Here is a 26,881-nt window from a genome sequence, read left to right as displayed (position 1 = left end):
ATCACAGCCCCTCCCCGTAAATAAATATGACAAAATACAACTATGAGTGACGGCGCTTTACAGTGGTACCCCGACGAATTAGGGGATGGATTTTCTTATGCTCATTTCCCAATAGAGGAAAACGCCGGATCTACCCGCGCCACTCTTATCCGCTACCGACCAGAAGAAGACCCGGACGCCCTCCCCCGCACTGCCACACCGCAGCGTTTTAATCTCCTTTTTCTTCATGGCTGGAATGATTACTTTTTCCATAAAGAATTCGCACGCTTCATCGCCTCGCAAGGAGGGAATTTCTACGCCTGTGATTTACGCCGGTTCGGGCGTTCCCACCAAACACAGGAACTTTGGGGATATATTGCCGATTTGCATGATTACACCCAGGAAATAGATTTTGCCCGTGCTTACGCTACTGCGCAGAGCCCAGTTCCTTTTATTCTCTACGGACATTCAACCGGCGGTCTCACGGCTGCTCTATGGGCAGAAAAACATTCACAAGCATGTGCCGGATTGATCCTCAACTCGCCTTGGCTGGAATTACAATACCGGTGGCCGGTACGAAAAATCGCTGCACCGCTGCTGCGTATACTAGCTAAGCGCGATCCCTATAAAGCATTGCCAAACGGCCCCGCTGGTTATTACTACCGCGGAAAAACTGGCGGGAATCTGGCGGCCGGACCTTTCCCCGCAGAAAGCGACCTCCAGAATGATCCTTTCTTCACTACCGGCTGGCAACCTAATCCACGCTACTGGCATATTCCCACTTTCCCGGTACGCTTCGGTTGGTTAAATGCGGTGTTCTCCGGGCAAGCAGAAGTGGAAAACGGCTTAGATATTACCTGCCCGATAATCACCTTTACTTCTGCCCAAAGCTCTAATTTCACCTCTTGGAATAATAAAATCCTGGAAAGCGATGCCGTACTCTCGGTAGAGCAAATTTGGAAACGGGTACCCCAACTCGGAGATAATGTACTACTGCGCAAATTACCTGGCGCCATACACGATGTAGTACTTTCCCGCGCTTCCGTGCGTCAGCTCTGCTACCAGAGTCTAGCCACTTGGCTAGCTGATTTACCGCTCGACTAGCTGGGTTACCACTTGGCTAACCTAATCCCCACAAATCTCTTCTAGTAAAACTCTTCTAGTGATTTCTAGCGGCGCACTTCTTTCCCTTTTAGCAGCAACTCGGCCAAATGTACCCCCTGCTTTCCTGCCAACTGCGCCGCTTGGGTGCGGCAAGAATAACCATCTGCTAGGTACACTGCCTCTGCTCCCGCTGCAGCTAGTTTCGGCAGTAATTGATTCTGCGCCACCGCCTGCGAAATTTCGTAGTGACCTTTTTCCATCCCAAAATTTCCCGCTAAACCGCAGCAGCCACTCAACTGTACTAATTCAGCACCAGTTTTTCGCAATAAAGCTGCCTCTTTTTTCCATCCCATTACCGAATAATGATGACAATGCGGCTGCGCCACGATTTTCATTCCCTGCAGATCTGGCAGATTCAACTGCTCTCCCACCCCAAATTCGCGATGGGTGAGCAACTCCGCCAGAGTAAATGTCATGCTGGCGATAAGCGGAGCCCGCTTATCTTCCGGCAGTAAATCTAGCGCATCGTCGCGCAGTACCGCCGTACACGAAGGTTCCACCCCCACTATCGGAATTCCGTTCTTAGCAAAAGGCGCTAACACTGCAAAAAGATGCTGGAGTTTTTTCTTAGCCGTCTGGAGCTGGCCAGTAGTGATCCAAGTCAAACCACAGCAGGGCGAAGCCGGAGGAAGTAATACCGTGTATCCATATTTCTGCAATAACTCCGCGAGCGCTTGAGCTCCGCGCGTATCTAGACTTTCGGAGAACGAATCTGCCCAAAGCACCACATAGCGCCGCTGCTTTTGTTCAGGCAGCTCTGCCGGTGAGTCAGCTGATAAATCGGGCGATAACTCTGCCGGTAATTCGGCCGATAAGTCTGCTGGCAAGTCTGCCCACAAAGCGGAGGCTGCTGTGGATGTGGCTGTTGTATCAGCTGGTAATTCTGCCGCTAGCTCTCCTGGCAACTGCGGGGAGAATTGCCCGCTGCGCCGGGCCCACGCCGAAAAAGAGCGCTGTGCAAACCCTGGCATATCGCGCCGCTGATCAATTCCAGAGAGAGAAAAAACCAATTTCCGCAGCGGTGCGATGCGGAAACAACTATTAGCAAAGCGCGCCAGCCCCGGCACGCGCACCACGAGACGCGCCAATATCGGTAAATTTCCCAATAAATAATGCGTAATCGGGCGCAATTTCCCTTTATAAGCGCGGTAAAGTGTTTCAGATTTATAGCGCGCCATATCTACTCCCGTAGGGCAGTCACTCGAGCAAGCTTTACAGCCGAGGCAAAGATCGAGAGATTCTAATACCGCCGCATCCGCAAAAGTAGCTACTAGCTGGCCATTGGCAGCTTCCTGCAAGACCCGCATTCTTCCGCGCGTCACATCTTTTTCTTCTTTAGTTGCCTGATAGGACGGGCACATAAAAAATCCGGCATCCATTCTATCTGCCCGGCAATTCCCCACTCCGGTGCAGCGATGTAAAGCATTAGTGAAATCTGCGTCGTCAGCTAAGAAATGAAATCCTCCCGCGTAGGCGAGCGGCTGTGCAGCCGAGCGGCGCAAATCCGCATCAAGCGCGCGCGGGCGCACCAACACCCCGGGGTTTAGTAAATCCTGTGGATCAAAAATCGCTTTTACTTGAGAAAATAATTCAATAATTTCCGGCGGATACATGCGCGCTAAAAGTTCCGAACGGGCGCGGCCATCTCCGTGTTCACCCGAGAGCGAGCCTCCGAAACTGAGAGCTAAATCCGCAGCCGCAACTAAGAAATCTCTAAATACTTTTGCCCCACCCGCTTTATGCAACGGAAAATCTATCCGAATATGCACACAGCCATCTCCGAAGTGGCCATACATAAGCCCAGCTAATTCATACTTAGCAAGTAATTTTTGTAAGGCGCGCAAATAGTTCCCTAACTGCTCCGGAGGCACAGCCGAATCCTCCCAACCCGGCCAGGCGGGGGCTCCCGCCGGAGTCCGCCCACCGAGACCAGCTCCATCGGCACGAATTCTCCAAAGCCTTTGCGCCGCAGCTCCCGCTGCTTGTATCGAATAGGCAGTAGTTCCCGCCGCTTTTACAATAGCCTCTGCCCGCTGGGGCACTTCTTGCGGATCTTCTCCTTCTTGTGCCCCTACTTCCACTAACAGCCATCCGCCGCCAGCTGGCAACTCCGGCACTTCTCCACGCGCGCGGCGCACTACCTCTACTAATTCACGATCCATGCCTTCAATTGCCAAAGGCTTATAGGGCAAAATAGCCGGCACCGCATCGGCCGCAGCCGGCATATCTGGGTAGCCTAAGACCACCAGCATCGGAGCCGCAGCCAGCGGCACTAAACACAATTTTATTTCTAATAAAGTAACAAGCGTGCCTTCCGAGCCCACCAACATTTTTGCTAAATCACGCCCATTTTCCGGCAAAAGATGCTCTAGCGCATAGCCCGATACCTGCCGCGGAAAACGGCCTAAATTAGTGCGGATATCACTTAAATTAGCCGCAACCAATTCTGCCAAAGGCTCCGGCATTTCCCCGGCACCCGCCGTAAATTCGCGACCGGTGCCGTCAATACACCGCAGCTCTAGCACATTATCGGCAGTACGCCCCCACGCCACCGCATGAGGTCCGCAAGCATTATTTCCTACCATTCCCCCGAAAGTAGCACGATTTTGCGTAGAAGGATCCGGCCCAAAGCGTAAACCATAAGGAGCTGCCGCCGCCTGCAAATCGCTCATCACCACGCCCGGCTCCACAGTAGCCGTGCGCGCCTGCGGATCTATATGCAGAATTCGATGCATATGCCGCGAAAAATCCAATACTATGCCACTGCTAATTGAGTTTCCCGCCACGGAGGTGCCACCACCGCGCGCCACCACCGGTACATGATGCCGCCGGCAAACTGCCAAAATTTTTCGCACATCTTCTGCGTGGCGCGGGAAGACTACTCCCGCCGGCACCACCCGATAATTAGAAGCATCGCTGGTATATTCAGCGCGCACCCGTGTAGAGGACTCTACTTCGCCGGAAATGCTTGCTGCTAATTCCGCCAATGCTTGCTCTACCTGCGGGGGCACTAGCTCCGTCTGCTCTGGCATATTCTTCCCTTTCTTCTCTCATATCTTACTGAGAAAGAAAGTAAAAAATCATATCCAGCCTAAATACAGATTGCCTCCGCCAGTAAATTGTCGATGCTGTAGCGGCTATCTTTGATAACTACTATGCAGACATTGCGCTTTTTTGTGAGCACAGTAATTTCTTCTCCGCTATAGCACCCCAGACGAAAGAGGAAAGTATCCATATCAGAATCGGCAGTGGATATGGACTTTATTACATAGGTCTTGCCTAATTCCGCATCTAATAGATTCATCTTTTCTTCGGTACAGAGCGCTGCATCAGAAGCTATATCCGCCTTACTGGCCGTGGCAGCAAGCGCATTCACCGGGATTCACCTGCTTTCCATGACTGTAGACGCTTACCGGCAAGGTCTTATGTGCCCCAGCCAGAGCGGCATTCTGCGTGCCACAACTATCGGCTACCGGACAAGCCGATACATTTAACCCCTTTTCGCTTCTGCTTTACGATATAGCGAACCGCGAAAAATACGATTGCTCCGAGAGCAAGACCAGCGATGATGGTGCTAAGCATTAAAACGCATCTCCTCTAAGTAGCCGCTACGCAGCTTTTTCTGTGTGTTGATGCAGCTCGTACTTAGCAGCGAAACCAGCGCGAATTCGCCGTGCCATAAAGGCAATGCTCGCTGCCATCACTGCTACCACCAATAATCCGGGGAAGAATCCATTTCCGAGATGCCCCTCCACTATTAAGCTGCCAATCTGATTTACCAGGAAGGCTACCGTATAGCCGGTGCAGAATTGGAGAGCGATTGCACTCCAAAGCCATTTTCTATCTTGCATTTCTGAATTCATAGCGCCAATAGCAGCGAAGCAAGGTGGAGTGTAGAGGTTGAAGAACAGATACGAAAGTGCAGTTACCGAGGTGAGCCCCATAGTAATAGCAATTTCATTTGCCCCACCGGTCATAGCTAATTCATCTGGATCAATAAAGTTAGTGAGTCCGTAAACCACGGCGAGGGTGCCTACTACATTCTCTTTCGCAATAAAGCCAGTGACGGCTGCTGCCGCTAATTGCCAAGCACCGAAGCCCAGCGGAATCAAGAGCACCGCAAAAGGTGAAGCTACTGAAGCCAAGATAGAGGTATCTTCCATACCTTCTTCCACTGCTTGGAAATGCCAGTTGAAGGTCTGCATGAGCTGAACTACTAGATTACACACCAGAATAATGGTGGCAGCTTTAATAATGTAGGCTTTGGCCCGCTCTAACATCGACATAAAAGCATTACCTAAGCTGGGAAGCTTATATTGCGGAAGCTCCATAATGAAGAAAGATTTGCGGAACTTATAACCCGTCACTACTTTCACCAGCAAAGCTCCGAGGAATATCAGCATCAGGCCGACGAAGTAGCTCACCCAGCTCACCCAGCCGGATCCGTTGAAGAAAGCACCCGCAAAGAGGGCGATTACCGGAATTTTAGCTCCGCACGGGACGAAAGTAGTCAACATTGCAGTGGCGCGGCGCTCGCGCTCATCGCGGATTGCTCGGCAGCTCATAATTCCCGGAATACCGCATCCGGTGCTGATAACGATAGGAATTACCGACTTTCCAGAGAGCCCTACGCGCTTGAAAATCGGATCCATTACCGCGCTCACTCGCGCCATGTATCCACATTCTTCCAGTAGAGCGATAAGGAAATACATCACCATAACCAGCGGCAAGAAGCCAATTACCGCTCCAACACCACCGATAATGCCGTTGGCAATAATAGTCGTGAGTAGCACGGGGCTTTCCGCCATTTGGTCTTCTACCCATCCTTGGAAGGTTTCTATCCACCCCACTAGCCAATCAGCAATTAGAGGGCCGAGGTAGGTCTGCGAAATAGTGAATATCGCCCACATGACGGCGGCAAAAATAAATACGCCCGCCACCCTATTCGTAAGTACTAAGTCGATTTTATCCGAAATAGTGCTCTGCGCCGGCTGTACTTCTCGCTATTTTCCACAACTCGGGTACGAAAGAAAACCCCCGAAGCTAAGAAAAATAGCTTCGGGGGAATAGTTGGAAATTTTACTTACTTTTCACTGGGGGGCTGCGCTAAATCACATTCATTAGCGATGACTGCTCGGCCAGCTTCGAGGCGCGCTACCGGCACTCGGAATGGTGAGCAGGATACATAATCCAAGCCCGCATATTCGAAGAAGTGAATCGAAGCCGGATCTCCACCATGCTCCCCACATACGCCCATATGCATCTGCGGCTTCACGCTCCGACCCCGCTCTACACCCATCTGTACCAATGCACCCACTCCGCGCGTATCGATAGATTCGAAAGGCGAGGTGCCAAATACCGAATAATCAAAATACTGAGTGAAGAACGAGGCTTCTACGTCGTCACGAGAGAATCCCCAGGTAGTTTGAGTTAAATCATTGGTACCGAAGGAGAAGAAATCAGATTCTAGCCCGATGCGTTCCGCCCGAATAGCAGCCCGCGGCAGCTCAATCATATTGCCAATCGGAATATCCAGCTCTACACCTTCCCGCTCCGAAGTTTCTTTGATGATCTTCAATGCCCAATCGCGCACGATTTGCATCTCACGCTCCGAGGCAATGAGTGGCACCATAATTTCGGGGCGCGGATTCTTTCCCGCTTTCTGCAGAGCTGCACAAGCATTGGCAATGGCATGAATCTGCAGCTTCACCAAGCCAGGCAGTTTCAAGCCCAAACGCACGCCACGCAATCCCAACATCGGATTTTGCTCATGGTTCGCTTTTACTGCCTTGAGCAGCTTAGTTTCTTCCGCAGTAATCTCTTCGCCTAAGGCTTTCTTCACCGCTAATTCCACCGAAAGAGCCGTATTATCCGGTAAGAACTCGTGCAAAGGTGGATCGATTAACCGCACAATTACCGGCAAACCGTCCATCGCCGAGAAAATACCTGCAAAATCTCCTTCTTGGAGTGGAATTAGTGCCCGCAATGCCTCCTGCTGTTCCTCCTCGGATTCAGCTAAAATTACTGTTTCAATCAGCTTCCGACGCTCGCCGAGGAACATATGCTCCGTGCGGCACAGCCCAATTCCTTGCGCTCCGAATTTCCGTGCACGCTGCGCATCTTCCGGAGTATCGGCATTGGCGTACACTTCCAAATTCCGTTTAGCATCGGCACGGCTCAGAATTTGATCTACAGCATATACCAATTCGCGCGATTCTTCGTCGTCACAAAGCTGCAACGCCGCTTCCAGACCATCCGACACATAAGCCATTACCGGAGAATCTACCACCGGCACCTGACCGGCAAATATCTCTCCCGTACCGCCGTCAATCGCGATTAAATCTCCCGCATGGTAGGTCTTATCCACCGACTTCACATACATAGTGCCGGCTTCTTCATCTACTATGAGATCATCTGCTCCTACTACGCAGGTACGCCCCATACCACGCGCTACCACTGCCGCGTGCGAAGTCTTTCCACCCCGAGAAGTGAGTACTCCCGCAGCTACGACCATTCCAGCTAAATCATCTGGATTAGTTTCCCGGCGTACCAAAATTACGGAAGCACCAGCCTGCGAGCGTTGTTCCGCCTGCTCGTTATCGAATACGATTTCGCCTACTGCCGCACCGGGAGAAGCCGGCATTCCTTTCGAAATAATTTCTTTCGGGGCGCTCTTATCGAACTGTGGGAAAAGCAGCGAAGTGAGCTGTTCACCCGTTACCCGAGTGACGGATTCATCACGCGTAATCAAACGCTCATCTACTAGCTGCTTAGCAATTCTAAACGCCGCCGGCGCCGTACGCTTCCCTACGCGGGTCTGCAGCATCCAGAGTTTTCCTTGTTGAATTGTGAATTCAATATCGCACATATCGCGGTAGTGCACCTCGAGGCGCTCCATAATATCGAGTAATTCATCATAAGAAGTCTTATCAATATTCTCTAGGTCAGCGAGTGAAAGAGTATTACGGATACCGGCCACTACATCCTCTCCCTGCGCATTCTCTAGGTAATCACCGTAGACGCCGGTATGTCCGGTAGAAGGATCGCGCGTGAAGCAAACGCCGGTGCCTGATCCCATGCCCATATTTCCAAAGACCATGGTCTGCACGTTCACCGCAGTACCTAAATCATTCGAAATGCGCTCCCGCCGCCGATACAGGCGGGCCCGATCGGTGTTCCAAGAATTAAATACGGCCTCTACTGCCATATCGAGCTGCTGGCGTGGATCTTGTGGAAATTCGATTCCCGCTTCTGCTTTCACTATTTCTTTATATTCCACTACCAACTGCTGCAGATCTTCAGTGGTCATATCGAGATCGCCGGCGTAGCCTTTTCTTTCCTGCAGCCCATGCAGCGCCGTGGAGAAGAAGGAATCATCAATGCCCAGTACCGTCTTGCCAAACATCTGGATTAGACGCCGATACGAATCCCAAGCAAACCGCGGATTTTGCGACTGCGCGCTCAGACCAGTTACCGATACATCGTTCAGACCGATATTGAGCACCGTCTCCATCATGCCCGGCATCGAAAACTTCGCGCCCGAACGCACTGAAAGCAGTAAAGGATCTTTTTCATTGCCGAGCCGCTTGTGCATTTTGCTTTCAATGCCGGCAATAGCCGTGGTGACTTCCACTTCTAGAGTTTCTGGTACCGCTCCCGTACGCAGATAAGCACGGCACGCTTCAGTGGTAATAGTAAATCCCGGGGGCACCGGCAAACCTAAATGGGTCATCTCTGCCAAATTGGCACCTTTACCACCTAGCAGCTCTTTCTGATCTTTATTGCCTTCAGTAAAGTCATATACGTATTTCGTCATATATTTCCCCTCCACGGGAATAGCACAGCATAGAATGCTTATTTAATTGTACCTGCCTACAATTTTTACAGATTTATTTAATTGTAAAATAAGTGTAAATGATAAATAGGACCAACGTCCAGATTAGCACTAATTTTTCGTAGATATTTAACGCCTACACCGCATCGAAAGAGATTTTCACAACTACTATACTGAGAGTGAAGCGAAAGATTTTCGAGCAGAAGGCGATTTATGGCTATGGGGTCTTCTTTACCTCCTTATTTTGGGAACAACGATAGTGATTTACAAAAATTAGCGCGCCGAATTGGCCCGCTACAAGCTATGGCCTTTGATGTCGACGGCACAATCGCCGATGCGGAGGGAAGCGTAGGAGAAAGAGCAGTAGCAGCACTACGTGCCCTTTCCCAAGCTGGTATCGAGCCAATAATAGTCACCGGACGAATTCTCCCCGTGGCGGCCGATCCCTTACGGCGCGCGGGGCATCACGGCATAGTGATTGCCAGTAACGGCACCCGGATTGGAGATTTAGCTACCGAAGAAATCATTTACTCCCAACCCATGCCGGAAGAAATTTCCCGATTAGCTATTCAAACTGGGCGAGAACTAGGGCTAGTGACGGTGTTTACTCTCCCGGACCGCTTGGTGGTAGAAGTATTTGAAGAGGGAAATCGCTGGACGCAAGGTGGATACGCCGTATTTAAGATAGATGTGCAAGATTTGGATACAGTAAATCCAACGCTGGTGTATAACGTAATGTTTGGGCATCCGGACCCAGCTTATTTAGATAGTCTAAATACCGAATTAAAGGCGCGTTTCCCTTATATAGACCGCTCAATGACCAATTTTTACGAAATGACTGCCCCGGGCGAAGGTAAAGATAAGGGAATGCAGATATTAGCCGAGCGAAAAGGCATCGACCTGCGGAACGTAGCCGGTTTTGGAGACGGCGGAAATGACGTAAGTTGGCTGCGCGAAATTGGCCATCCAATTGCGGTAGAAAACGCCCGCCCCGAAGTGATGGAAGTATGCGAAGCGCGCATCGGGCATCACACAGATGATGCCGTAGCGCGCTTCATTGAAAATTATCTGGCGGAGTACAGCGGCCCGGAGCTTTAACTGGGGGCTGCATAAACACTTAACTAACGATACTAATTAGCTCTCTACTCCCCGCTCCGCTGCTCGGTGCGATTTCTCTTCCTCCGTTACGATTTTTCGATAAATAAACTCCCGGTCACGGCTCTCCCCCACAACGAAACGATATTCCCCCGCGTAAATAAAGCCGTGCCGTTTATATAGTTTCTGCGCTCCGTAATTATTTGCCCATACTCCCAGCCAAATAGTGGATTTCCCTCTCGAAATAAGCCAATCTAACGCAGTTTCGAAAAGTCTGGTACCCCAGCCCCCTCTTTGGTAAGCAGCACGCAGATAAATCCGCTTAATCTCTCCATCTTCCGCGCGCGCCTCCGGATGCGGCAAAATACAGTTACCCGCCGTCACATATCCGCAGAGTTTTTCTCCGTCTACCAAAACCCAGATATTGCTATCTTTATCTTGGATCTGCTCCGCATAGCTTTCCTGCGTATAGGCAGTAGCTAAAAAATTCTGCAAATCTGCGAGCGGATAGAGATAACCGAAAGTTTCTTCGAAAGTATCCCGACTGAGCTCCACTAAAGCATCAAGATCCGCTAACTGCGCCTCTCTGATTTTCACAAAAATTACACCTCAAACAAAAAGAAACTGCTAGTTAAGAGTAGCGCGAATCTCCGCTCGCAAGCGTTCCTTTAACGACGGAGCTGCCCACGAAATATCTACCGCATTGAGGCTCAGCTGCGCCAAAAATTCCGAATCAGCTCCTAGCTCATCTGCCACTAGCTGGAAGTTTTCATTGATATATCCACGGAAATAGGCCGGATCATCAGAGTTGATGCTCACTTTCACTCCCCGCTCCGCCAGCTTAGCAATCAGTGGGATCTTTGAACCGTCTGAAACCCATGTATTAGATACCGGGCAGCAAGTCAAACCAATTTTGTGCTCTACCAGGTAATCTACGTATTGCGAATTTTCTCCCACATTGGTGCCGTGGTCGATCCGATCTACTTTGATTTCCTCAATTAACTGGCGGATATGTTCAATCGAATCTTTAATATCCACATCGGCGTGCATGGTGAGGAGGAAACCCTCTTGCCGGGCACGGGCAAAAACTGCCGCGAATTTATCAGGAGCATTGCCGGTCTCATCAGAATCTAAGCCAACTCCGAGAATCCACTTCTTATAGGGAAGCGCCTCAAGCAGGGTAGCCATCGCATATTCGGCCTGGAAATCACGCAAGAAGCACATGATGAGCGCGGATTGTATTCCGAGAGTCTGCTCCGCTTCCACCTGTGCCCGATGTAAACCGGAAATCACGGTATCGAAGCTGACACCGCGGCAAGTATGCGCCTGCGGATCAAAGAATATCTCGGCGTAACGCACGTTCTGCGCAGCAGCTTTTTTCAGATATTCCATCGCTAAATCATAGAAATCAGCACTGGTACGCAGCACCTGCATGCCGTCGTAATAAGAAGCCAGGAAAGAAGCTAAATCGGTGAACTGGTAGGAATCATATACTTCCTGCGCAGTTTTTTCGGCTAGCTCAATTCCATTCCGCTGCGCCAGCTTAAATTTCAAATCTGGCTCTAGAGTGCCTTCAATATGTAGATGTAGCTCTACTTTGGGAAGTTTTTGCACAAAGGAAGAAACCTGCATTTTTACACCTTTCAGTTACTAGTGCGCCCAGCCGGCGAATCTACTACCGGGTCTGCTACTACAAATTTTACACAGTCAATTAAGCCTAAATCGGTAATTAATCACTCGAGGTAGCCACGACTGCCAGAAAAATAACTAAGCAAATAGGATATTAGCACTGAAAAATGCACTTTATAAAGGTGCCTTTATAGAGGTGTATTACTTAGCAAGTAGAAAATACTGTACCCTACTCATTGCGCGCCCGGGACTCCCGCTGCTTTATTCGCTGCGAGCACCCCGTTCGTGCGCTGCGGATCGCGCGGAGGATGTACCTTCACCCGTGCCGCCTTATTCGCAGCTTCTATTCCAGCCGTAGGGAAAGCTTTTTTCTTTTTGCGGCTCAGCTTCGGAATCGTAGAAGTAACTTTCCGCATAATTGCTCCCATTTGCCGCGGAAAACGCGCCTGTGTTATTCCGAACAGCTTAAATGCCAACTCTTTCATTTTATCCATGCCTCCGTTTTCCTTGCCCTTTAGCTGGAGATTTCCCACTCGCTACCGCTTCTTCACTCGGCGTAGCTTTCTCCTGCGCAATTTCCGCTTTAACTACCGCCGCCGCGGGGATGCACAGCATTTGAAAAATTTCCGTTATCTCCGCCCGTGCTGCCTCTGCTTGCTCCGGAATCATAGAAAGGCGTGTCCGGCGCTCCAAAATATCTTCTACACACAGCGCCCCCTCATGTGTAATAGCAAACTCTACTTCCGCCCGCGTCAAATCTAAATCCGCAATTCTTTCGAGCGGATTTTCCACCGTAGCCTCTGCCACTACCCGGCAGGACTCTTTTCCGTAGCGCTTGATTAAAAACTCCGGCAATCCGTAAATATCACGCAAGGCCACCCGTTCATTTTCCGGATGCCGCGGCGCCCCTACCAAAGGAAGATTACGGGTACGGCAAGGTTCTGCAGATAGATTGCGGTAAGCCAGAGTCGCATCTAGTGCTTCTTCCGCCATATAGCGATACTCCGTGAACTTTCCACCCACAATCGAAACTAGGCCATTAGCGGACTTAATAATCGCATGCCGCCGCGAAAGATCAGCGGTAGCCGCCTCCGTATCCGAAGTGAGCAAAGGGCGTAAGCCGGTAAAAGCCCCCCGAATATCAGCTCGGCTCAATTTTCGCTCTAAAGCGGGGTTGATATTTTCCAAAAGAAAATCAATATCTGCTTCTGGAGTATCCGGCACATCCGGAATAGGCCCCGGCTGATCTTCATCGGTCAATCCCAGATAGCAGCGGCCTTTATCAGCCGGCAGTATGAATAAATAGCGAGAAATGGAATCCCGCAGCGGAATAATGAGAGCACCTTTAGGATTACCGAGCGTTTCCGCATCGAATACTAAATGTGTACCGCGCGCGGGGCGAATCTTTATTGTTTTATCTAATTCTGGCGCCCAAACGCCTGCCGCATTTATTACTGCTTTTGCTTCTAGCTGGAATTCTTCCCCAGTTAATTCATTATGTAGTAATGCCCCGTTCCCCGTGGCGGCACTGGCACTGCAATAGGTGAAAATTTTTGCGCCAGCTCCGGCCGCACTGCGCGCTACCGCTAACACCATCCGCGCATCGTCTATCATCTGCCCGTCATAATTCACCCAAGCGCCTTTCAGCCCAGCTCGTTTTGCCGCCGGCATTAACTCGAGCGCCTGTTTCTTCCCCAGAAAACGGGAACGCGGGAGAGTGGAACGTTTCGTAAAAGCCGCCATACTGAGCAAATCTCCAGCTAAATATCCAACTCGCACCGCCAGCGCTTGCAGCAAAGAAATATAGCTATTCAGCGGCGTGACTTGCGCTAAGGGGCGCACTAAATGCGGAGCCGAATTTTCCATAATAATCCGCCGCTCACAGGCAGAGTGATAGGCGATATTCACCTGCATTTTTGCTAAATAACGCAGCCCGCCGTGTGCCAATTTAGACGACCAGCGCGAAGTGCCGAAACCTAAATCGTGCTTCTCCACCAATACCGTATTTAGACCGCGCGTAGCCGCATCGAGAGCAATGCCTGCTCCGGTAATTCCACCCCCGATTACTAGCAGATCTACCTGCGGATTTTTCTTTAACGCTTCCCATTCCTGCTCTCGGCGGGCCGCATTCAAAGCAGTATTCATTTTATTAAATACCCTTCCAGTATTTGGGTTAATTCTCTTTCCCAGCTTTTTTCGTCGATAAGGCCACTCACTATCCGCGCACTCAGAGCTGCTGCTTGCACCGCAATAAGTACGAATACTGCTTTATGCAGTGGATTTTCTTTATTTATGCCCGGTACCCGCTCAATCAGATAGGCCAAGACGTCGATAATTGCCAACTGGCTGCGCCCCAAGCGTTCAAACTGATAAGTGAGAAGTAAATCGGGTTCTTCGTTAATAATTATTTGCAAAAGCTCGTTATCGCGTACTTTCGCCGCCATCTGCACTATGTAGTACACAAAGAGCTGGCCGTTATCTGGAATATCTTCAATATCCAGCAGCTCCAGCAATTCCTGCGTAAGCACATCGGCAGTAATTTCTGTGACGTTGCGATACCTTTTATATACGGTAGGCCGGCTAATTCCGGCTTTTTTAGCAATATCAGTGATGCTAGGGTTAGCGCCTCCGTACAGAATACAGCTGCGCGCTGCATCTAAAATATCCCGGGCAGTGGCATCGGTATTGCGTTGCAGCACTTTCTCTACAATTTTCAGCATTTTGGCACCAAGTACTTTCCAGCTCCCGGTATGCATTCAATCTCTGCCGGCGGAAAAGCAAATTTATCGCCGTCTGCATAGAGAGGAGCTCCCGACATATTTAGAGTTACTTTCCGCGCATAGTGCACTTCGATATCTTTATTTTTCATCATTCCCGCCATGACGGTGGGGAAGGTATAAAGACCTCTCCGCCGCGATACGCTCTTTACAATGGTCACGTGGAAATTGCCGCTCTGCGGATCGGCATTCTTACAGATTGGTTTTCCGCCACCATAAGTACGAGTATTTCCGATAGTTATCATCGATATTGGCTCGTGTAACTCCGCATCATCTAACACAATATCTGCTGGGAGCGAACGCAGCAGTGCAAACTCAATTAGACCCGCAGCTATATAACGCAGAGCACCTTTCGGCCAACTAATTCTATTGGTACGCTCCGTCACTAAGGAATCCCAACCGCAGCAAGCAATAGTACCAAACCACTTTTCTGCATTCGGCGTGCGCATAATTCCCAAATCCGTGGTGATGGCATTGCCTTGTACTATCACATCGACGGCCGCTTCCACATCGAGCGGAATACCGTACTGCCGTGCGTGATCATTTCCCGTGCCAGCCGGAATAATTCCCAGTGGGAAACCACTCTGAGCTTGACTCTGCAGCGCAGTAGTAATCAGCCCGTCGCCACCGCACACCACCAAGGCCGAGAAATCTCCGGAATTGATAGCTTCTTTTGCTAGACGCTGTGAATCTGCCTCATTTCCACCGGTGAGCACTTCCACCTGAATTCCCTGCTGCCGCAAGCGGCGATAGGCAATATCGGAGGCTTTTATAGCCCGACCTTTCCCAGATATTGGATTCGTGAGCAGGGCGACTGACCTGATTTCCATACTTACTCCTAGAAGAGTTTACCGGGATTGAGAATACCCACTGGATCCAATTCAGCTTTTACCGCGTGCAATATCTGCACACCTAAATCGCCAATTTCTTGCTCCATATAGGGGCGATGATCAGTACCTACCCCGTGATGATGGGTAATAGTACCTCCATTTGCTTCAATAGCCCGGCAAGTAGCTTCTTTTGCTTTCCACCACTGCTCATGCGGATGTGCAGACTGGGCAGCTACTACTGTGAAATAGAGCGAGGCTCCTTCCGCATATACATGAGATACGTGGCACATCACAATGGCAGGGGTGCCCTCTAAATTAGTAGTAAGCGCTTCCACTACGGCTTGCCGCAGCTTCGGCAAATTACTCCAATCGCCGGCAGTTTCCAAAGTTTCACAGATCACGCCGTTATCAAGCAGCGCATCCCGCAGTACCGGCGCCCCAAAACGACCTTGTTCCCACTGCCGCACCGGAGCTTCCCCTAAGCTGACTCCACCCATCTTGATAAGCAATTCCCGCGTTTCTTGCAACCGTGAAGCAGTGTGCTCCGGAGTGCCCTCATACATCGTCAAGCACAAGCAGCCTTTTTCTTCTTTCTTCGTTTCGCCAATTTTATCGGTAGAGCTAAGGTTGAGCGAAGACTCAATATCATCCGAAAGACGAATCACGGTGGGGCCCGTACCCTGCTGAATTACCTCGCGCACTCCATTAACTCCCGAACGGAAATCCGGAAAACTGAAAGCTTCGTAGCGTTTCATTTCGGGAAGTGGATGAAGACGCACCCGTACGCGCGTAATAATTCCTAAGGTGCCTTCCGAGCCGAGGAAAAGCTGACGTAAATCTGGGCCCGCCGCCGAAGCCGGTGCCTGCTTACCTACTTCCAAGATTCCTTGCGGAGTTACTACCGTAAGCGAGCGCACCATAGAATCAAAGCGCCCATAGCCGGCAGAATTTTGCCCCGAAGAGCGAGTAGCGGCGTAGCCACCGATGCTGGCATAAGGGAAAGATTGCGGGAAATGCCCGAGCTGCAGACCATGCTCCGCCAACAGAAACTCGGCGTGTGGGCCGGTGAGGCCGGCCCCTAAAGTAGCTTCCAGCGATACCTTATCTACATCTTCTAACTTATTAAAACGATTTACATCTAGGCTAATTACGCACTTCATAGCTCCAGATTTGGGCGCTACGCCCCCGACTACCGTGGTGCCGCCTCCGAAAGTAACTACCGCAATTTTTTCGGCGCTGCAGTAACGTAGAACTTCCAGCACTTCTTCTTCAGTACCTGGCGCCACCACTGCATCCGGAGCATCGATTACCGCGCCACTGCGCCAATCTAATAAATCCGGATACGATTTTCCGCGTGCCCGGCGCAAGCGCTGCTCGTGCTCTTGCGTAACAAAACCAGCGCCTACTATCTTCTGCAATCCGGCAATTTGGGCGGCCGTAATACGCGGCTCCGAAAGCTTTATTTCCGCCGCCGGAATCCGCCGATGCTCCTCAGTAGCTTTTGCCCCTAATACCTTAGTGACTAGCTTCTTAATGGAGTTCGAAAGAGGTTTTTCTTCTGCAGGTACACCCCACAGGTTATGTTGCATAGGAGGTAATGTGACTTCACTCATGCTCCATAGTTTACACCTTTACAGATTTTATAAAAGTGTTTACTGAAACTTCTTTACCTAATTTTCGCTCCGCATCTGCTCCGCGAAGTTTCCATCCAACTTTCCACCAGTTTCCGCTTAGCTTATCCCAGTCTCCCAACTAGTTTTTCAACTCGTTTTTCGACCAGTTTCCGCCACTTAAGAAACTACATTTTCGGCGCGCGCCGGCGTAACCCCTTCTGGAAGCTGATAATCCGAATCGTATCCGGTAAAGCTAAACTCTTTCTTCTCTCCCGTCTCTACGACATCCACTACAATGGTCTGCCCTTCTTGGAACTCGCCAAAGAGTAGCTTCTCCGAGAGTACATCTTCAATATCGCGCTGAATAGCACGGCGGAGCGGGCGCGCGCCGAGCACCGGATCATAGCCCCGATCAGCAAGTAGCTGCCGAGCGTTTCCAGAGAGCGCTAAATTCATTCCCTGCTCCCGCAGGCGCGAATCCAGCTTACTTACCATCAAGTCCACGATTTGCAGGATCTCATCCTTACTCAATTGCGGGAATACGATTACTTCGTCTACCCGGTTTAAGAATTCGGGGCGGAAGTGATTGCGTAGCTCTTCATTTACCCGCTGTTTCATGCGTTCGTAAGAAGAAGCCGTATCTCCATCTAGTTGGAATCCCGTCGAAATACCCTTCGCAATATCCTTCGTGCCCAAATTGGTGGTCATAATAATGATGGTGTTCTTGAAATCTACGATTCGACCCTGAGAGTCGGTGAGCCGCCCCTCTTCCAAAATCTGTAACAGCGAATTAAAGAGATCCTGATGCGCTTTTTCAATTTCGTCGAAAAGCACCACTGAGAAAGGCTTGCGCCGCACTTTTTCCGTCAGCTGCCCGCCTTCTTCATATCCCACATATCCCGGAGGGGCTCCGAAGAGCCGCGAAACTGTGTGTTTCTCCTGGTACTCCGACATATCGAGTGTGATTAAAGCATCTTCATCCCCAAAGAGGAATTCGGCTAGCGTCTTAGCCAGCTCCGTCTTACCTACGCCAGTGGGGCCAGCAAAGATAAAGGAACCACCGGGGCGATGCGGATCTTTCAATCCTGCCCGCGAGCGGCGAATAGCCTGCGCAATCGAAGTAACTGCCTCATTTTGCCCAATTACTCGCTTGTGGAGCTCATCTTCCATACGCAATAGCTTTGCCGACTCCGCTTCGGTGAGTTTGAATACCGGAATACCAGTGGACATGGAAAGTACCTGCGCTATTAGCTCCTCATCCACCACCGAAACGACGTCGAGATCGCCTTCTTTCCAAGACTTTTCTCGCTCGGCGCGCTGCTCATTGAGCTGCTGCTCCTTATCACGTAAAGCGGCTGCTTTTTCAAAATCTTGCCCTTCGATGGCCGCCTCTTTTTCGCCGCGTACTTCCGCTATCTTTTCATCTAGCTCCCGCAGCTCCGGCGGCGCAGTCATCTTTTGAATAGCCAGCCGGGCGCCTGCTTCGTCGATCAAATCAATAGCTTTATCCGGCAAGAAGCGGTCGTTAATATAGCGATCAGCTAAATTAACTGCCGATTCGAGAGCCTCATCCGTAATCGTGACGCGGTGAAAAGCCTCGTAGCGATCGCGCAGACCTTCCAGAATAGCAATCGTTTCTTTTACAGTCGGTTCTTCTACCTGAATAGGCTGAAAACGCCGCTCCAAAGCCGCATCTTTTTCGATATATTTGCGGTATTCATCCAGAGTAGTAGCCCCGATTACCTGCAGTTCCCCTCGTGCCATCATCGGTTTCAAAAGTGAAGCCGCATCTAAAGCACCCTCAGCTGCTCCTGCGCCCACTAAGGTGTGAATCTCGTCGATAAAGAGGATAATATCGCCGCGATTATTTATTTCTTTGAGAATTTTCTTCATGCGATCTTCAAAATCGCCTCGATAGCGCGAACCAGCTACCAAAGAACCCATATCGAGAGAATAGAGCTGCTTATCTTTAAGCGTCTCCGGCACATCCCCTACGGAAATCAGCTTTGCTAAGCCTTCAACTACTGCCGTCTTTCCTACGCCGGGCTCACCAATCAGCACCGGATTATTTTTGGTACGCCGCGAAAGCACCTGCATTACCCGCTGGGTTTCATTGTGCCGCCCAATCACTGGGTCTAGCTTATTTTCCCGCGCATACTGGGTGAGATTCCGCCCGAATTGATCGAGGATAGTAGAGCTAGATTTCAAACTCTCACTCTGCCGGCCAGTGCCTACTCCTACCGCTTCTTTACCTTGATATCCGGAAAGGAGCTGCGTCACCTGCGCCCGTACTGTCGGTAAATCTGCACCTAGTTTCACCAGTACTTGTGCTGCCACGCCTTCCTGCTCCCGGCATAGACCCAGCAGTAAATGTTCGGTGCCTATATAGGAATGGCCGAGCTGCAAGCCTTCTCGCATCGCATATTCCAGCACTTTTTTCGCCCGCGGGGTAAAGGGAATATGCCCGTTTGGCTGCTCCTGACCTTCGCCGATGATCTCTACTACTTCTCCGCGCACATCATCAAAAGAGATATTCAGAGCTTCCAGCGCTTTCGCTGCCACTCCTTCTCCTTCTTTGATTAGGCCGAGCAGAATATGCTCCGTCCCTAAATAATTATGCTTCAGAGTGCGGGCTTCTTCTTGCGCGAGCACAATCACCCGCCGTGCCCGGTCAGTAAATCTCTCGAACAATATGCTCTCCCTATATAGGTGCTAAATTAACAACTACTAAAACTCTACTGCCATTTCGCGCAGTAAATAAAAGATTTCGCCACTGGCGTGATAGAAATGGCACCAAGAAAAATTTCGTAGCGGAAATTCGTAGTGAAAATTAAGCCTCAAAAAGAATGGTGAAGGGGCCGTCGTTGATTAGCTCTACATCCATCATGGCTCCGAACTCGCCGGTGGCAACTGCCACTCCTCGCTGGCGAATTTCTGCCACTAACTCCTGAAATACAGGTAGTGCATAGTCTCCAGGGGCAGCCTTCGACCAAGAGGGATTTCGCCCTTTGCGTACATCGGCGTAGAGAGTAAATTGCGATACCAGCAGCACTTCTGCGCCCGCTTCTTCCACTGATTGGCGCGCTTTTGGCGAATCATCTCCCGCCGGGGAGCGCAGTAACTTCAACTCACATATTTTCCGAGCCGCTTTTGCCACTTCTGCCGCGCCGTCTCCCTGGGTAATTCCCACCAGTACGCACAAGCCATTTCCTATTTCTCCACATATTGCACTCTGCACGCTACTTTGCTCAGCCAGTGGATCGCCGGCATAGGCCCGCACTCGTGCTTCTTTTACCCGCTGTATTACTAGACGCATTTCCGCCCCGTCACTCGATTCACTAAATTCACTAGATTCCTACCCGTTCTCTTATTAGCCGCTTCTCATTCCATTTTATTTTTTCGCTCGGGCTGCTATTTCCGCACTATATTACATCTTCCTGCTACATTAGGTTTTTCCGCGCTCCCCGGCGAAGACCCTTCTGCCGCAGTTCTTTTCCCGGGCGTTCCGCCGGAGAAATAGAAGATTTACCGCTCTTACTCACGATTTCTTGCTGCGCAGCAGCAATATTTTCTGCCACTTCCAATACTTGCTCCACCGGCACACTGCGCTTCAGAAGAGCTAAACCCACTGCCCCCTCTAAATAGCTGCGCGTCACCGAAGTAAGTATGCCTACTTCTTTTCCGGCGGCATAAACTTTCGCACCCGCGGGCGGCAACTCTGCGCCGGCTTCTAAATAGAGATAGGTGAGGCGGCGCGGCACACGCCCGAGATTAATCAACTTAGCCACGGCCTCTTGCCCGCAGTAGCACCCTTTTGAGCTATGTAAAGCAGTGCGCAGCCAATCTAATTCATGCGGAAATACTGGCCCGCGCACTTCTGTTAGAGCCCGCGGGCGCCAATCCGTAATTCGCACGGCCTCCCAAGCTAATAAACCAGCCGGTTGAAGAATATCTGCCCAAGCCACTCGAGCCGCAGCGGCAGATTGTACATCGTAAAATGCCAGCCAGCGCCGCCGCCCCGCTGCCGGATGCGCCGCCGGTGGTACTCCGTAGTATGCACCTCCTGCCAGCACCTGCGGCCAGGGATCTTTCCAAAGCACTTGCGCCGTTTGCTCAATTCGAGCAGCGATTTCCTCCGAAAAATCGATAAAGCCAAAGACCGCTCCCACTAAACGCGATATTTCTACCCGCATCCGGAATTTCATTTTCTGTAAAAAGTCTTCTAAAGCCGCTATTTTTTCTCGGTCAGTAAAGAGATAAATCGCCTCTGCTTCTAGCTGCAAGAAAGCCGCGTGATTTATATGCCCCTGCGGATCGAGGAGAAGCATTTCCCGCGATTCGCCTACTTCCATATTTTGCACATCGCAAGTGGAGAGACTGTGCAGCCAACGGCGGCAATCTGCTCCGGCTAAGCGCAATACTTGGAGAGAAGAGAGGCTGGTAAAGGCTTGCCCTTCTCGCAGCGCGGCCTCTTCTGCCAGCGGATTCCCGAAATGCGCCGGCGCTCCCGAGATTATTTCCTGCTCCGAAAAGATAGCTAAAGAATCATTCATTTTTCGTCTGCAAAATCCACTTGCGCCCGCGAGAGCCGCCCAGCCAGATAGCTGCGCATTTCGTAGCCGAAAGCCTCCATATCGTAGGCGTAAAATAAATCAGATTGCACGCTGCCAGCCATTATTTTAGCTGCATTCAACTCTGCCCCTGCCTGCGAACGCGCAATGGCATCGGTAGCCAGCTGTAATTGCGGGCCGCGAATCAAACCTACCCAAACCTGCGCATTACCGGAAGGCGTAGCTACCATCGCTTCTATTACGCGTGCTCCCTCTTCTTGCTCAGGCAATTCCGGATTCACCCGCAGATACCCAGTAGCCGAACTCCACAACCGCTCTTTCGTAAGACTCTTATAGGTGAGGTAACCGGGATTTTCTTTGTCAACAGCTCCGGCAGGCTCTTTTGCCAGCCATATCTCGGAAGAGAAACGCAGGTAGGGGCCGCCGTCTGCATTATCGATATGTAACTCTTGTAGATAAGCCGCCGCGGGAACATTTTCGTATTCGAGGACGCCGCCACCTTCCCAACTATCGGCTAGCCACGCTAGCGGATAATTTTCGGGCGCTAAATTTTCAGGAATTCTCATGACCATATCTACAGATTAGTAGAGATTGTAGGCGAGCGGAAAGGCAAGAACTCCTAAAAGAGAAAAAGGTATTAAAAATGCTAAGGGAGAGAATCGTTCTTCAGTTGATAAATGCAGGTAGAAGGCACGACGAGTAGCGCCGAATAAGAGAGCCGCCCCGATTCCTCCGGCCGCTCCAATTTCAAGAGGAAGAGAAAATAGGTAGGCCCCGGCCAAACCCAGTAACAGTCCGTTTAACAGAGCCAGAATGGGTAATGAACGCGTGGGGTAAGCATATAGCAAGGAGATTACAGCGGATATAAGTAGCAGCAGAAAGGAAAATTGCACTCCCCCTTTTACTTGAAGTGCAAAAAACCAGAACGCAGCAGCGATTATAGGGAGTAATCCGCCGTAGCTTCCAAAAATTTGCTGCAGACGAGGCGCCCCGTTCACTTGGCTGAAAATTCCCGCCCCGAAAGCGAGGAACATCGAAAAACCAGCCGCGACAGTTAGGTGCACAAGACTGCCCCAAATGCCTGCTCCTACTGTAGCCAGCAACATGGCAGCCATTATTAGCCGAGTGGGTAGTACCGCCGGTAATTTTAATAATTTTGGCCAGTAGTAAATCAGGAACGCACCACTGGCGAGAAGGGGGAACGCGAGGAATCCTTGCGGAAGTAAGCAAGTAGCGGCGAAAACTAAGCCAGCAAGAGCTCCTGCCCCTGCGATTACCTGCTCTGGAGGACGGCGTTGCACTTTTTTCGCAATTTTTTTTGTCATTTCTTGCCGTGCTATTTCGCGCCGTACCACATTCGGATTTTTCTCTTCTCCCACATTTTGATTCTGCCATGAGAAAGCGGAGCAGTAAAATAAACCGGACAACCAAGTGTGACCTATATCGCACATTCGTGCGAGTTGAAAAAATCCCCAGAGAAAACGTGCAGCTAATACAGTGGATTTATTCTAAAAAGGTAGTTAGTATTCTAGATAAGACATCGGGTTAAGAAAGCCCCGGGCTCCAATAATTTGCCGCTACGAGCGGCCTTAGCGCCGACTGGCGCTCTCTGATTCGGTGTCGCAAAAGAGGGATTGCAATTTGCAGTCCCTCTTTTAATGTGTCCAACACTTGAAAGCAATAAATCTACATTTTCGCTTGGTTTTCACTAATAGGAAAGATAGCATTTAAACGGAAGTTAAATCTTCACTATTTGAGTTTATACTTCCTGTTCATTAGATATACATGAAAGTGGTAAGGAATCGTATGAAATTCCGGAGACACAGTAGCGGCAAAATCGTACTAGAACTTATTAAAGACCAAGCAAAGCACCTAGTAGAAGCTGCACAACTACTAGACGAAGTAGCCCATGCAGAAGAATCTGAACGCATGGAGATAAATAAAAGACTCCACGACGTAGAGAATCAAGCAGATATGGCCTGCCACAAGGTGCAAAAATTTATTTTCAAAAGTTTTGTGCTTCCCTATGACCGTTCTGATTTATTCGATCTAACCAACTGTATAGACGATTGCATTGATTGCATCGACGAAGCTGGCGACAATATGGTGCTCTATAAGGTCGGCCAGCTCGGTGAAGAAGCCTATAAAATGATCGACATTATTAACGAGTGCGCAACGATGACCAATAAAGAAATGGGATATCTGCATAAACTTAATGAAAAGACGCGCACCTACATCGTGGGAATAAACCATCTGGAAAATCACGGGGACACCATCTACCGCGGAATTATTTCGGAACTTTTCCGCTCCGAAGAAACCGCTATCGATCTTATGCGTATGAAAGGCGTAATCGACAGCCTAGAAGCGACTATCGACGAATTTGAAACCTTAGCTGGGCTGGTAGAAGATATCCTGATGAAGGAGTCCTGATTGTGGATCTCACCCTTTTTCTGGTAATAGCGGTAGTAGTAATCGCGCTTTCTTTCGATTTCACAAATGGCTTTCACGATGCCGCCAATGCCATCGCCACTTCTGTGACCACGCGGGCGCTCACTCCCCGGCGGGCACTACTCATGGCCGCAATAATGAATTTTGTTGGCGCCCTGCTCGGCACCGGTGTAGCGGAAACTATCGGATCGGGAATTATCTCTCCGCCCCAAGATAATCACGGCTTAGTGATAGTGCTCTCGGGTCTGTGCGGAGCCGTAATTTGGAATCTAATCACTTGGTGGTTCAGTCTTCCCTCTTCTTCGTCTCACGCTTTAATCGGTGGATTGGCCGGAGCGGGAGTAGCTGCTTCCGCCTCCGTACACTGGGGAGTTATTGGGGAGAAAGTAGTAATCCCGATGTTTGTTTCCCCGATGATTGGCTTCGTACTCGCCGTCATACTCATGGAGATTGTACTGGCCATTTTACACAATGCCACCTATAAGCGCACAATGAGGAATTTCCGCCATGCCCAGACCATATCGGCAGCTATGGTGGCACTTGGACACGGTTTGCAGGACGCGCAGAAAACTATGGGCGTAATTGTACTGGCGCTCGTAGCGGGCGGTTATTGGCACGGCACGGGCATCCCGCTTTGGGTGAAAATCGCAGCTGCGGGGGCGATTTCCTTAGGTACTTACACCGGCGGATATCGCATTATGAAGACGCTCGGGCAAAAAATTATCGAGCTGGATCCAGCGCACGGCTTCGTGGCAGAAACTATCTCCGCTTCTGTGCTCTATATAGCAGCTTTCCAATTCCATGCCCCGATTTCGACTACCCACACCATCACCTCTGCCATTATGGGAGTAGGAGCTACTACCCGTAAATCAGCAGTACGTTGGAACGTAGCCGGAAGTATTATCAAAGCCTGGTTCTTGACCCTGCCCTGCGCAGCGGCCTTTGCCATGGTGATATACATCGTATCGCATGCGATTTTCCCAATTTAATTTCATTTATTAGTTACACACTGCCAGCCACGCAATTAACACTATTGCGTGGCTGCTTTGCTATTGTGCACCACTTCAATCTGTACTATAGAAAGCGCCGCTTTTTTCTTCGCCACCGTATGTGCAATAAGCATTTCCCCGGGGTGTAACCAAGGGTCTTTTGCTGGGAGTTTAGCGGCCATCTGCGCAGCAGTGTATTTTCGAAAAATTCTTATAATTTCTCCGAGCGTAGGCCGGTGTACACATACCGCTCGGGGCGCCCCCGCCTCTAGCAGCAGACACTCAATATCTTTCCCAAATTTCTCTGGCGCGTTCCGAAAAGATTTTTCTGTCAGATTACGCCGCTCCTGCAGGGAAATCCCGCTGGCTTCTGCATAAGGAAGCACCGTATCTTGGCAGCGTTTCCACGGCGAAGTAAAAATTTGACGCACCCCGTAAGCAGATAGCACCTGTGCCACTTCCTCCCGTTGCGCCTTGCCCGCTGCAGTGAGCGGGCGGCTTTTTTCCGTGCCTTTTTTATCCGCCCATTTTTCTCTTTTCACTGCTTTCGCATGCCGCACGACCACTACCGGCTCCGTATCTAAATCACCCGCCGCCGCCAACTTCTGTAATTGTTTCAGCATCTTCTTATCGCGCTCCGCGCTAAGCATCCGCTCTGCCTGTGCCAAAGAAGCCCAGCGAATTTTATCAATTTCTGATTTAGGCGCTAGCGAAAATTTTTGCCGCCGCCGCAGCTGCATCGCCGGACTATCCGCTGAAAGCACTTGCGCGGCCCAATAGTGTACTGCCTTCCACCTGCCACTATTCATCCGGTAGCGCTGCCAACCGAGCGGGACTCCGAGCACTATCTGCACGCGCCCTTCTTCCCAAACTTCCCGCAGGCAGCAATTGCGCAGGCTCTCGCCGCTTTTACACTTTCCTTTCGGAAAAGACCAATCTCGCCAGTGCGGGCGATGCACAATCAGCACCTCAATTTTTTTATTTTTTCGCCGCCATACTAAAGCACCCGCTCCGTACACATCTACTCGTCGCATCTTAATTGCCGCAGCTTCCCTTAATTCTCGCAGTTATTTTTCAGCTGTCCGCGCCCGCGCGCGCTGCATAAGAATATCTTGCACATGCACTAACCGCTGCTCCGCAACTTCTTCTACTCTCGGCTCGCCTTCCGTCTCAGCGTAGACCACATGCCGCCATCCTTCTGGGCCTAAACGCCACGACTGCGTGGTGTCCGCACAAGCTATCTCAATTAGCTCCAGCAAATAATTCTGCATATCTGGATCTTCAATAGAAATTAAAGCTTCAATTCGCCGATCTAGATTTCGATGCATTAAATCTGCTGAACCTATATACACCACTGGCGCACCCGCATTCGCAAAACCATATATCCGAGAATGCTCCAAGAACCGTCCCAGCACCGAGCGCACCTTGATATTTTCCGAAAGTCCGGTAATTCCCGCCCGCAGGCAGCAAATTCCTCGCACTTGTATCTCCACTGGCACTCCCGCCTGCGAAGCTCGATACAGCGCGTCAATTATTCGTTCATCTACTAAAGAATTAGTCTTTATCCGAATCCAGGCTGCTTTGCCAGCTTTTCTATTGGCAATTTCGGTATTTATCAGCTCTAAAAGACCGTTTCGAATTCCCAGCGGAGCCACGAGCAAGCGATGGAATTTAGTCTTCGGCGAATACCCGGAGAGCTGATTAAAGAGCCGTATTAAATCTTGCCCCACATTGCGTTCACAGGTGAAGTACCCTAAATCTTCATAGCCACGCGCCGTCTTCGGATTGTAGTTTCCCGTACCTACGTGGCAATACCGGCGCAAAGTCCCTTCTTCTTGCCGCACCACTAAGCACAGCTTACAGTGAGTTTTGAGCCCGACAATTCCATAAACTACGTGCACGCCGGCTTTTTCTAATTTGCGCGCCCACTCAATATTATTTTGTTCATCAAA

22 protein-coding genes and 1 pseudogene are annotated in these 26,881 nt (G+C 50.4%); 4 read left to right on the top strand and 19 right to left on the bottom strand.

From position 1 onward, the window contains the following. The first annotated feature begins 42 nt into the window (after positions 1 to 42). The gene (locus Q0X35_RS01435; protein ID WP_297564652.1) at positions 43 to 1,083 is read left to right on the top strand and encodes an alpha/beta hydrolase; all 1,041 of its coding nucleotides are present in this window, start codon (positions 43 to 45) and stop codon (positions 1,081 to 1,083) included. Between the two features lie 65 nt (positions 1,084 to 1,148). On the opposite strand, the gene Q0X35_RS01430 is transcribed toward Q0X35_RS01435, so the two are convergent. The 5 genes from Q0X35_RS01430 to ppdK form a co-directional block, all read right to left on the bottom strand. Then, a complete protein-coding gene (locus Q0X35_RS01430) occupies positions 1,149 to 4,175 on the bottom strand; it encodes an FAD-binding and (Fe-S)-binding domain-containing protein (protein WP_297564650.1) in 3,027 nt (1,008 codons plus the stop codon). Between the two features lie 59 nt (positions 4,176 to 4,234). Beyond that, positions 4,235 to 4,519, bottom strand: coding sequence for a FeoA family protein (locus Q0X35_RS01425; protein ID WP_297564648.1), 285 nt, complete (start codon positions 4,517 to 4,519; stop codon positions 4,235 to 4,237). 86 nt (positions 4,520 to 4,605) lie between these two features. Next, entirely contained in the window at positions 4,606 to 4,725 is a 120-nt protein-coding gene (locus Q0X35_RS06475; RefSeq protein WP_366084294.1) for a FeoB-associated Cys-rich membrane protein, read from the bottom strand. Positions 4,726 to 4,751: 26 nt separating this feature from the next. Next, positions 4,752 to 6,083, bottom strand: a complete 1,332-nt coding sequence (locus Q0X35_RS01420; protein WP_297564646.1) for a ferrous iron transporter B — start codon at positions 6,081 to 6,083, stop codon at positions 4,752 to 4,754. A gap of 143 nt (positions 6,084 to 6,226) precedes the next feature. Continuing rightward, positions 6,227 to 8,959: a pyruvate, phosphate dikinase gene (ppdK, locus tag Q0X35_RS01415; protein ID WP_297564644.1), complete on the bottom strand. Its 2,733-nt coding sequence runs from the start codon at positions 8,957 to 8,959 to the stop codon at positions 6,227 to 6,229. 231 nt (positions 8,960 to 9,190) lie between these two features. Between ppdK and Q0X35_RS01410 the strand changes: the two genes are divergently transcribed. Further along, on the top strand, positions 9,191 to 10,075 hold the full coding sequence (locus Q0X35_RS01410) for an HAD-IIB family hydrolase (RefSeq protein ID WP_297564643.1): 885 nt from the start codon (positions 9,191 to 9,193) through the stop codon (positions 10,073 to 10,075). A 36-nt stretch (positions 10,076 to 10,111) separates the two neighbouring features. Here the strand turns inward: Q0X35_RS01410 and Q0X35_RS01405 are convergent, their stop codons facing one another. From Q0X35_RS01405 to Q0X35_RS01350, 12 genes are all read right to left on the bottom strand, one after another. Further along, the gene (locus Q0X35_RS01405; protein ID WP_297564642.1) at positions 10,112 to 10,669 is read right to left on the bottom strand and encodes a GNAT family N-acetyltransferase; all 558 of its coding nucleotides are present in this window, start codon (positions 10,667 to 10,669) and stop codon (positions 10,112 to 10,114) included. A 30-nt stretch (positions 10,670 to 10,699) separates the two neighbouring features. After that, positions 10,700 to 11,704 carry an adenosine deaminase gene (gene add / locus Q0X35_RS01400; protein WP_297564641.1) on the bottom strand — a complete coding sequence of 335 codons (1,005 nt, stop codon included), beginning with the start codon at positions 11,702 to 11,704 and terminating at the stop codon, positions 10,700 to 10,702. 230 nt (positions 11,705 to 11,934) lie between these two features. After that, positions 11,935 to 12,195, bottom strand: coding sequence for a hypothetical protein (locus Q0X35_RS01395; protein ID WP_297564640.1), 261 nt, complete (start codon positions 12,193 to 12,195; stop codon positions 11,935 to 11,937). Beyond that, a complete protein-coding gene (locus Q0X35_RS01390; protein WP_297564639.1) occupies positions 12,188 to 13,846 on the bottom strand; it encodes a glycerol-3-phosphate dehydrogenase/oxidase in 1,659 nt (552 codons plus the stop codon). Before Q0X35_RS01390 ends, Q0X35_RS01395 begins: the two co-directional genes overlap by 8 nt. Next, positions 13,843 to 14,421 carry a TetR/AcrR family transcriptional regulator gene (locus Q0X35_RS01385; protein ID WP_297564637.1) on the bottom strand — a complete coding sequence of 193 codons (579 nt, stop codon included), beginning with the start codon at positions 14,419 to 14,421 and terminating at the stop codon, positions 13,843 to 13,845. Before Q0X35_RS01385 ends, Q0X35_RS01390 begins: the two co-directional genes overlap by 4 nt. Next, entirely contained in the window at positions 14,415 to 15,308 is an 894-nt protein-coding gene (locus Q0X35_RS01380) for a diacylglycerol kinase family protein (protein ID WP_297564635.1), read from the bottom strand. Before Q0X35_RS01380 ends, Q0X35_RS01385 begins: the two co-directional genes overlap by 7 nt. A gap of 8 nt (positions 15,309 to 15,316) precedes the next feature. Beyond that, on the bottom strand, positions 15,317 to 16,921 hold the full coding sequence (locus tag Q0X35_RS01375; RefSeq protein ID WP_297564633.1) for an FAD-binding oxidoreductase: 1,605 nt from the start codon (positions 16,919 to 16,921) through the stop codon (positions 15,317 to 15,319). 177 nt (positions 16,922 to 17,098) lie between these two features. After that, positions 17,099 to 19,612: an ATP-dependent Clp protease ATP-binding subunit gene (locus Q0X35_RS01370; RefSeq protein ID WP_297564632.1), complete on the bottom strand. Its 2,514-nt coding sequence runs from the start codon at positions 19,610 to 19,612 to the stop codon at positions 17,099 to 17,101. 139 nt (positions 19,613 to 19,751) lie between these two features. Further along, entirely contained in the window at positions 19,752 to 20,237 is a 486-nt protein-coding gene (gene dtd, locus Q0X35_RS01365) for a D-aminoacyl-tRNA deacylase (RefSeq protein WP_297564631.1), read from the bottom strand. Positions 20,238 to 20,361: 124 nt separating this feature from the next. After that, on the bottom strand, positions 20,362 to 21,474 hold the full coding sequence (locus Q0X35_RS01360; RefSeq protein WP_297564629.1) for a folate-binding protein YgfZ: 1,113 nt from the start codon (positions 21,472 to 21,474) through the stop codon (positions 20,362 to 20,364). Further along, positions 21,471 to 22,064: an FABP family protein gene (locus Q0X35_RS01355; protein WP_297564628.1), complete on the bottom strand. Its 594-nt coding sequence runs from the start codon at positions 22,062 to 22,064 to the stop codon at positions 21,471 to 21,473. Before Q0X35_RS01355 ends, Q0X35_RS01360 begins: the two co-directional genes overlap by 4 nt. 9 nt (positions 22,065 to 22,073) lie before the next feature. After that, complete coding sequence (locus Q0X35_RS01350) at positions 22,074 to 22,871, bottom strand: hypothetical protein (RefSeq protein WP_297564626.1); 798 nt, start codon at positions 22,869 to 22,871, stop codon at positions 22,074 to 22,076. 427 nt (positions 22,872 to 23,298) lie between these two features. On the opposite strand from Q0X35_RS01350, the gene Q0X35_RS01345 reads away from it, so the two are divergent. Beyond that, positions 23,299 to 23,922 (top strand): DUF47 domain-containing protein, encoded by a 624-nt coding sequence (locus Q0X35_RS01345; protein WP_297564625.1) that lies wholly within the window; start codon positions 23,299 to 23,301, stop codon positions 23,920 to 23,922. A 2-nt stretch (positions 23,923 to 23,924) separates the two neighbouring features. Beyond that, on the top strand, positions 23,925 to 24,929 hold the full coding sequence (locus Q0X35_RS01340; protein ID WP_297564623.1) for an inorganic phosphate transporter: 1,005 nt from the start codon (positions 23,925 to 23,927) through the stop codon (positions 24,927 to 24,929). Positions 24,930 to 24,970: 41 nt separating this feature from the next. Here Q0X35_RS01340 and Q0X35_RS01335 read toward each other — a convergent pair whose 3' ends face one another. After that, positions 24,971 to 25,963, bottom strand: a complete 993-nt coding sequence (locus Q0X35_RS01335) for an NUDIX hydrolase (protein ID WP_297564622.1) — start codon at positions 25,961 to 25,963, stop codon at positions 24,971 to 24,973. Positions 25,964 to 25,996: 33 nt separating this feature from the next. Then, positions 25,997 to 26,881: pseudogene (locus Q0X35_RS01330) on the bottom strand (polyphosphate kinase); the annotation flags it as partial.

The organism is uncultured Arcanobacterium sp., assembly GCF_947253055.1.
Taxonomy (GTDB): Bacteria; Actinomycetota; Actinomycetes; order Actinomycetales; family Actinomycetaceae; genus Arcanobacterium_A.
The sequence above is the reverse complement of the archived record's forward strand: the minus strand, read 5'-3'. Positions and strand labels throughout refer to the sequence as shown.

Bases quoted from the DNA above. Each gene is read 5' to 3' on its own strand.
- Q0X35_RS01435 (WP_297564652.1), top strand. From the start codon at position 43: ATGAGTGACGGCGCTTTACAGTGGTACCCCGACGAATTAGGGGATGGA.
- Q0X35_RS01430 (WP_297564650.1), bottom strand. From the start codon at position 4,175: ATGCCAGAGCAGACGGAGCTAGTGCCCCCGCAGGTAGAGCAAGCATTG.
- Q0X35_RS06475 (WP_366084294.1), bottom strand. From the start codon at position 4,725: ATGCTTAGCACCATCATCGCTGGTCTTGCTCTCGGAGCAATCGTATTT.
- ppdK (WP_297564644.1), bottom strand. From the start codon at position 8,959: ATGACGAAATACGTATATGACTTTACTGAAGGCAATAAAGATCAGAAA.
- Q0X35_RS01410 (WP_297564643.1), top strand. From the start codon at position 9,191: ATGGCTATGGGGTCTTCTTTACCTCCTTATTTTGGGAACAACGATAGT.
- add (WP_297564641.1), bottom strand. From the start codon at position 11,704: ATGCAGGTTTCTTCCTTTGTGCAAAAACTTCCCAAAGTAGAGCTACAT.
- Q0X35_RS01395 (WP_297564640.1), bottom strand. From the start codon at position 12,195: ATGGATAAAATGAAAGAGTTGGCATTTAAGCTGTTCGGAATAACACAG.
- Q0X35_RS01390 (WP_297564639.1), bottom strand. From the start codon at position 13,846: ATGAATACTGCTTTGAATGCGGCCCGCCGAGAGCAGGAATGGGAAGCG.
- Q0X35_RS01385 (WP_297564637.1), bottom strand. From the start codon at position 14,421: ATGCTGAAAATTGTAGAGAAAGTGCTGCAACGCAATACCGATGCCACT.
- Q0X35_RS01380 (WP_297564635.1), bottom strand. From the start codon at position 15,308: ATGGAAATCAGGTCAGTCGCCCTGCTCACGAATCCAATATCTGGGAAA.
- Q0X35_RS01375 (WP_297564633.1), bottom strand. From the start codon at position 16,921: ATGAGTGAAGTCACATTACCTCCTATGCAACATAACCTGTGGGGTGTA.
- dtd (WP_297564631.1), bottom strand. From the start codon at position 20,237: ATGCGTCTAGTAATACAGCGGGTAAAAGAAGCACGAGTGCGGGCCTAT.
- Q0X35_RS01360 (WP_297564629.1), bottom strand. From the start codon at position 21,474: ATGAATGATTCTTTAGCTATCTTTTCGGAGCAGGAAATAATCTCGGGA.
- Q0X35_RS01355 (WP_297564628.1), bottom strand. From the start codon at position 22,064: ATGGTCATGAGAATTCCTGAAAATTTAGCGCCCGAAAATTATCCGCTA.
- Q0X35_RS01345 (WP_297564625.1), top strand. From the start codon at position 23,299: ATGAAATTCCGGAGACACAGTAGCGGCAAAATCGTACTAGAACTTATT.
- Q0X35_RS01335 (WP_297564622.1), bottom strand. From the start codon at position 25,963: ATGCGACGAGTAGATGTGTACGGAGCGGGTGCTTTAGTATGGCGGCGA.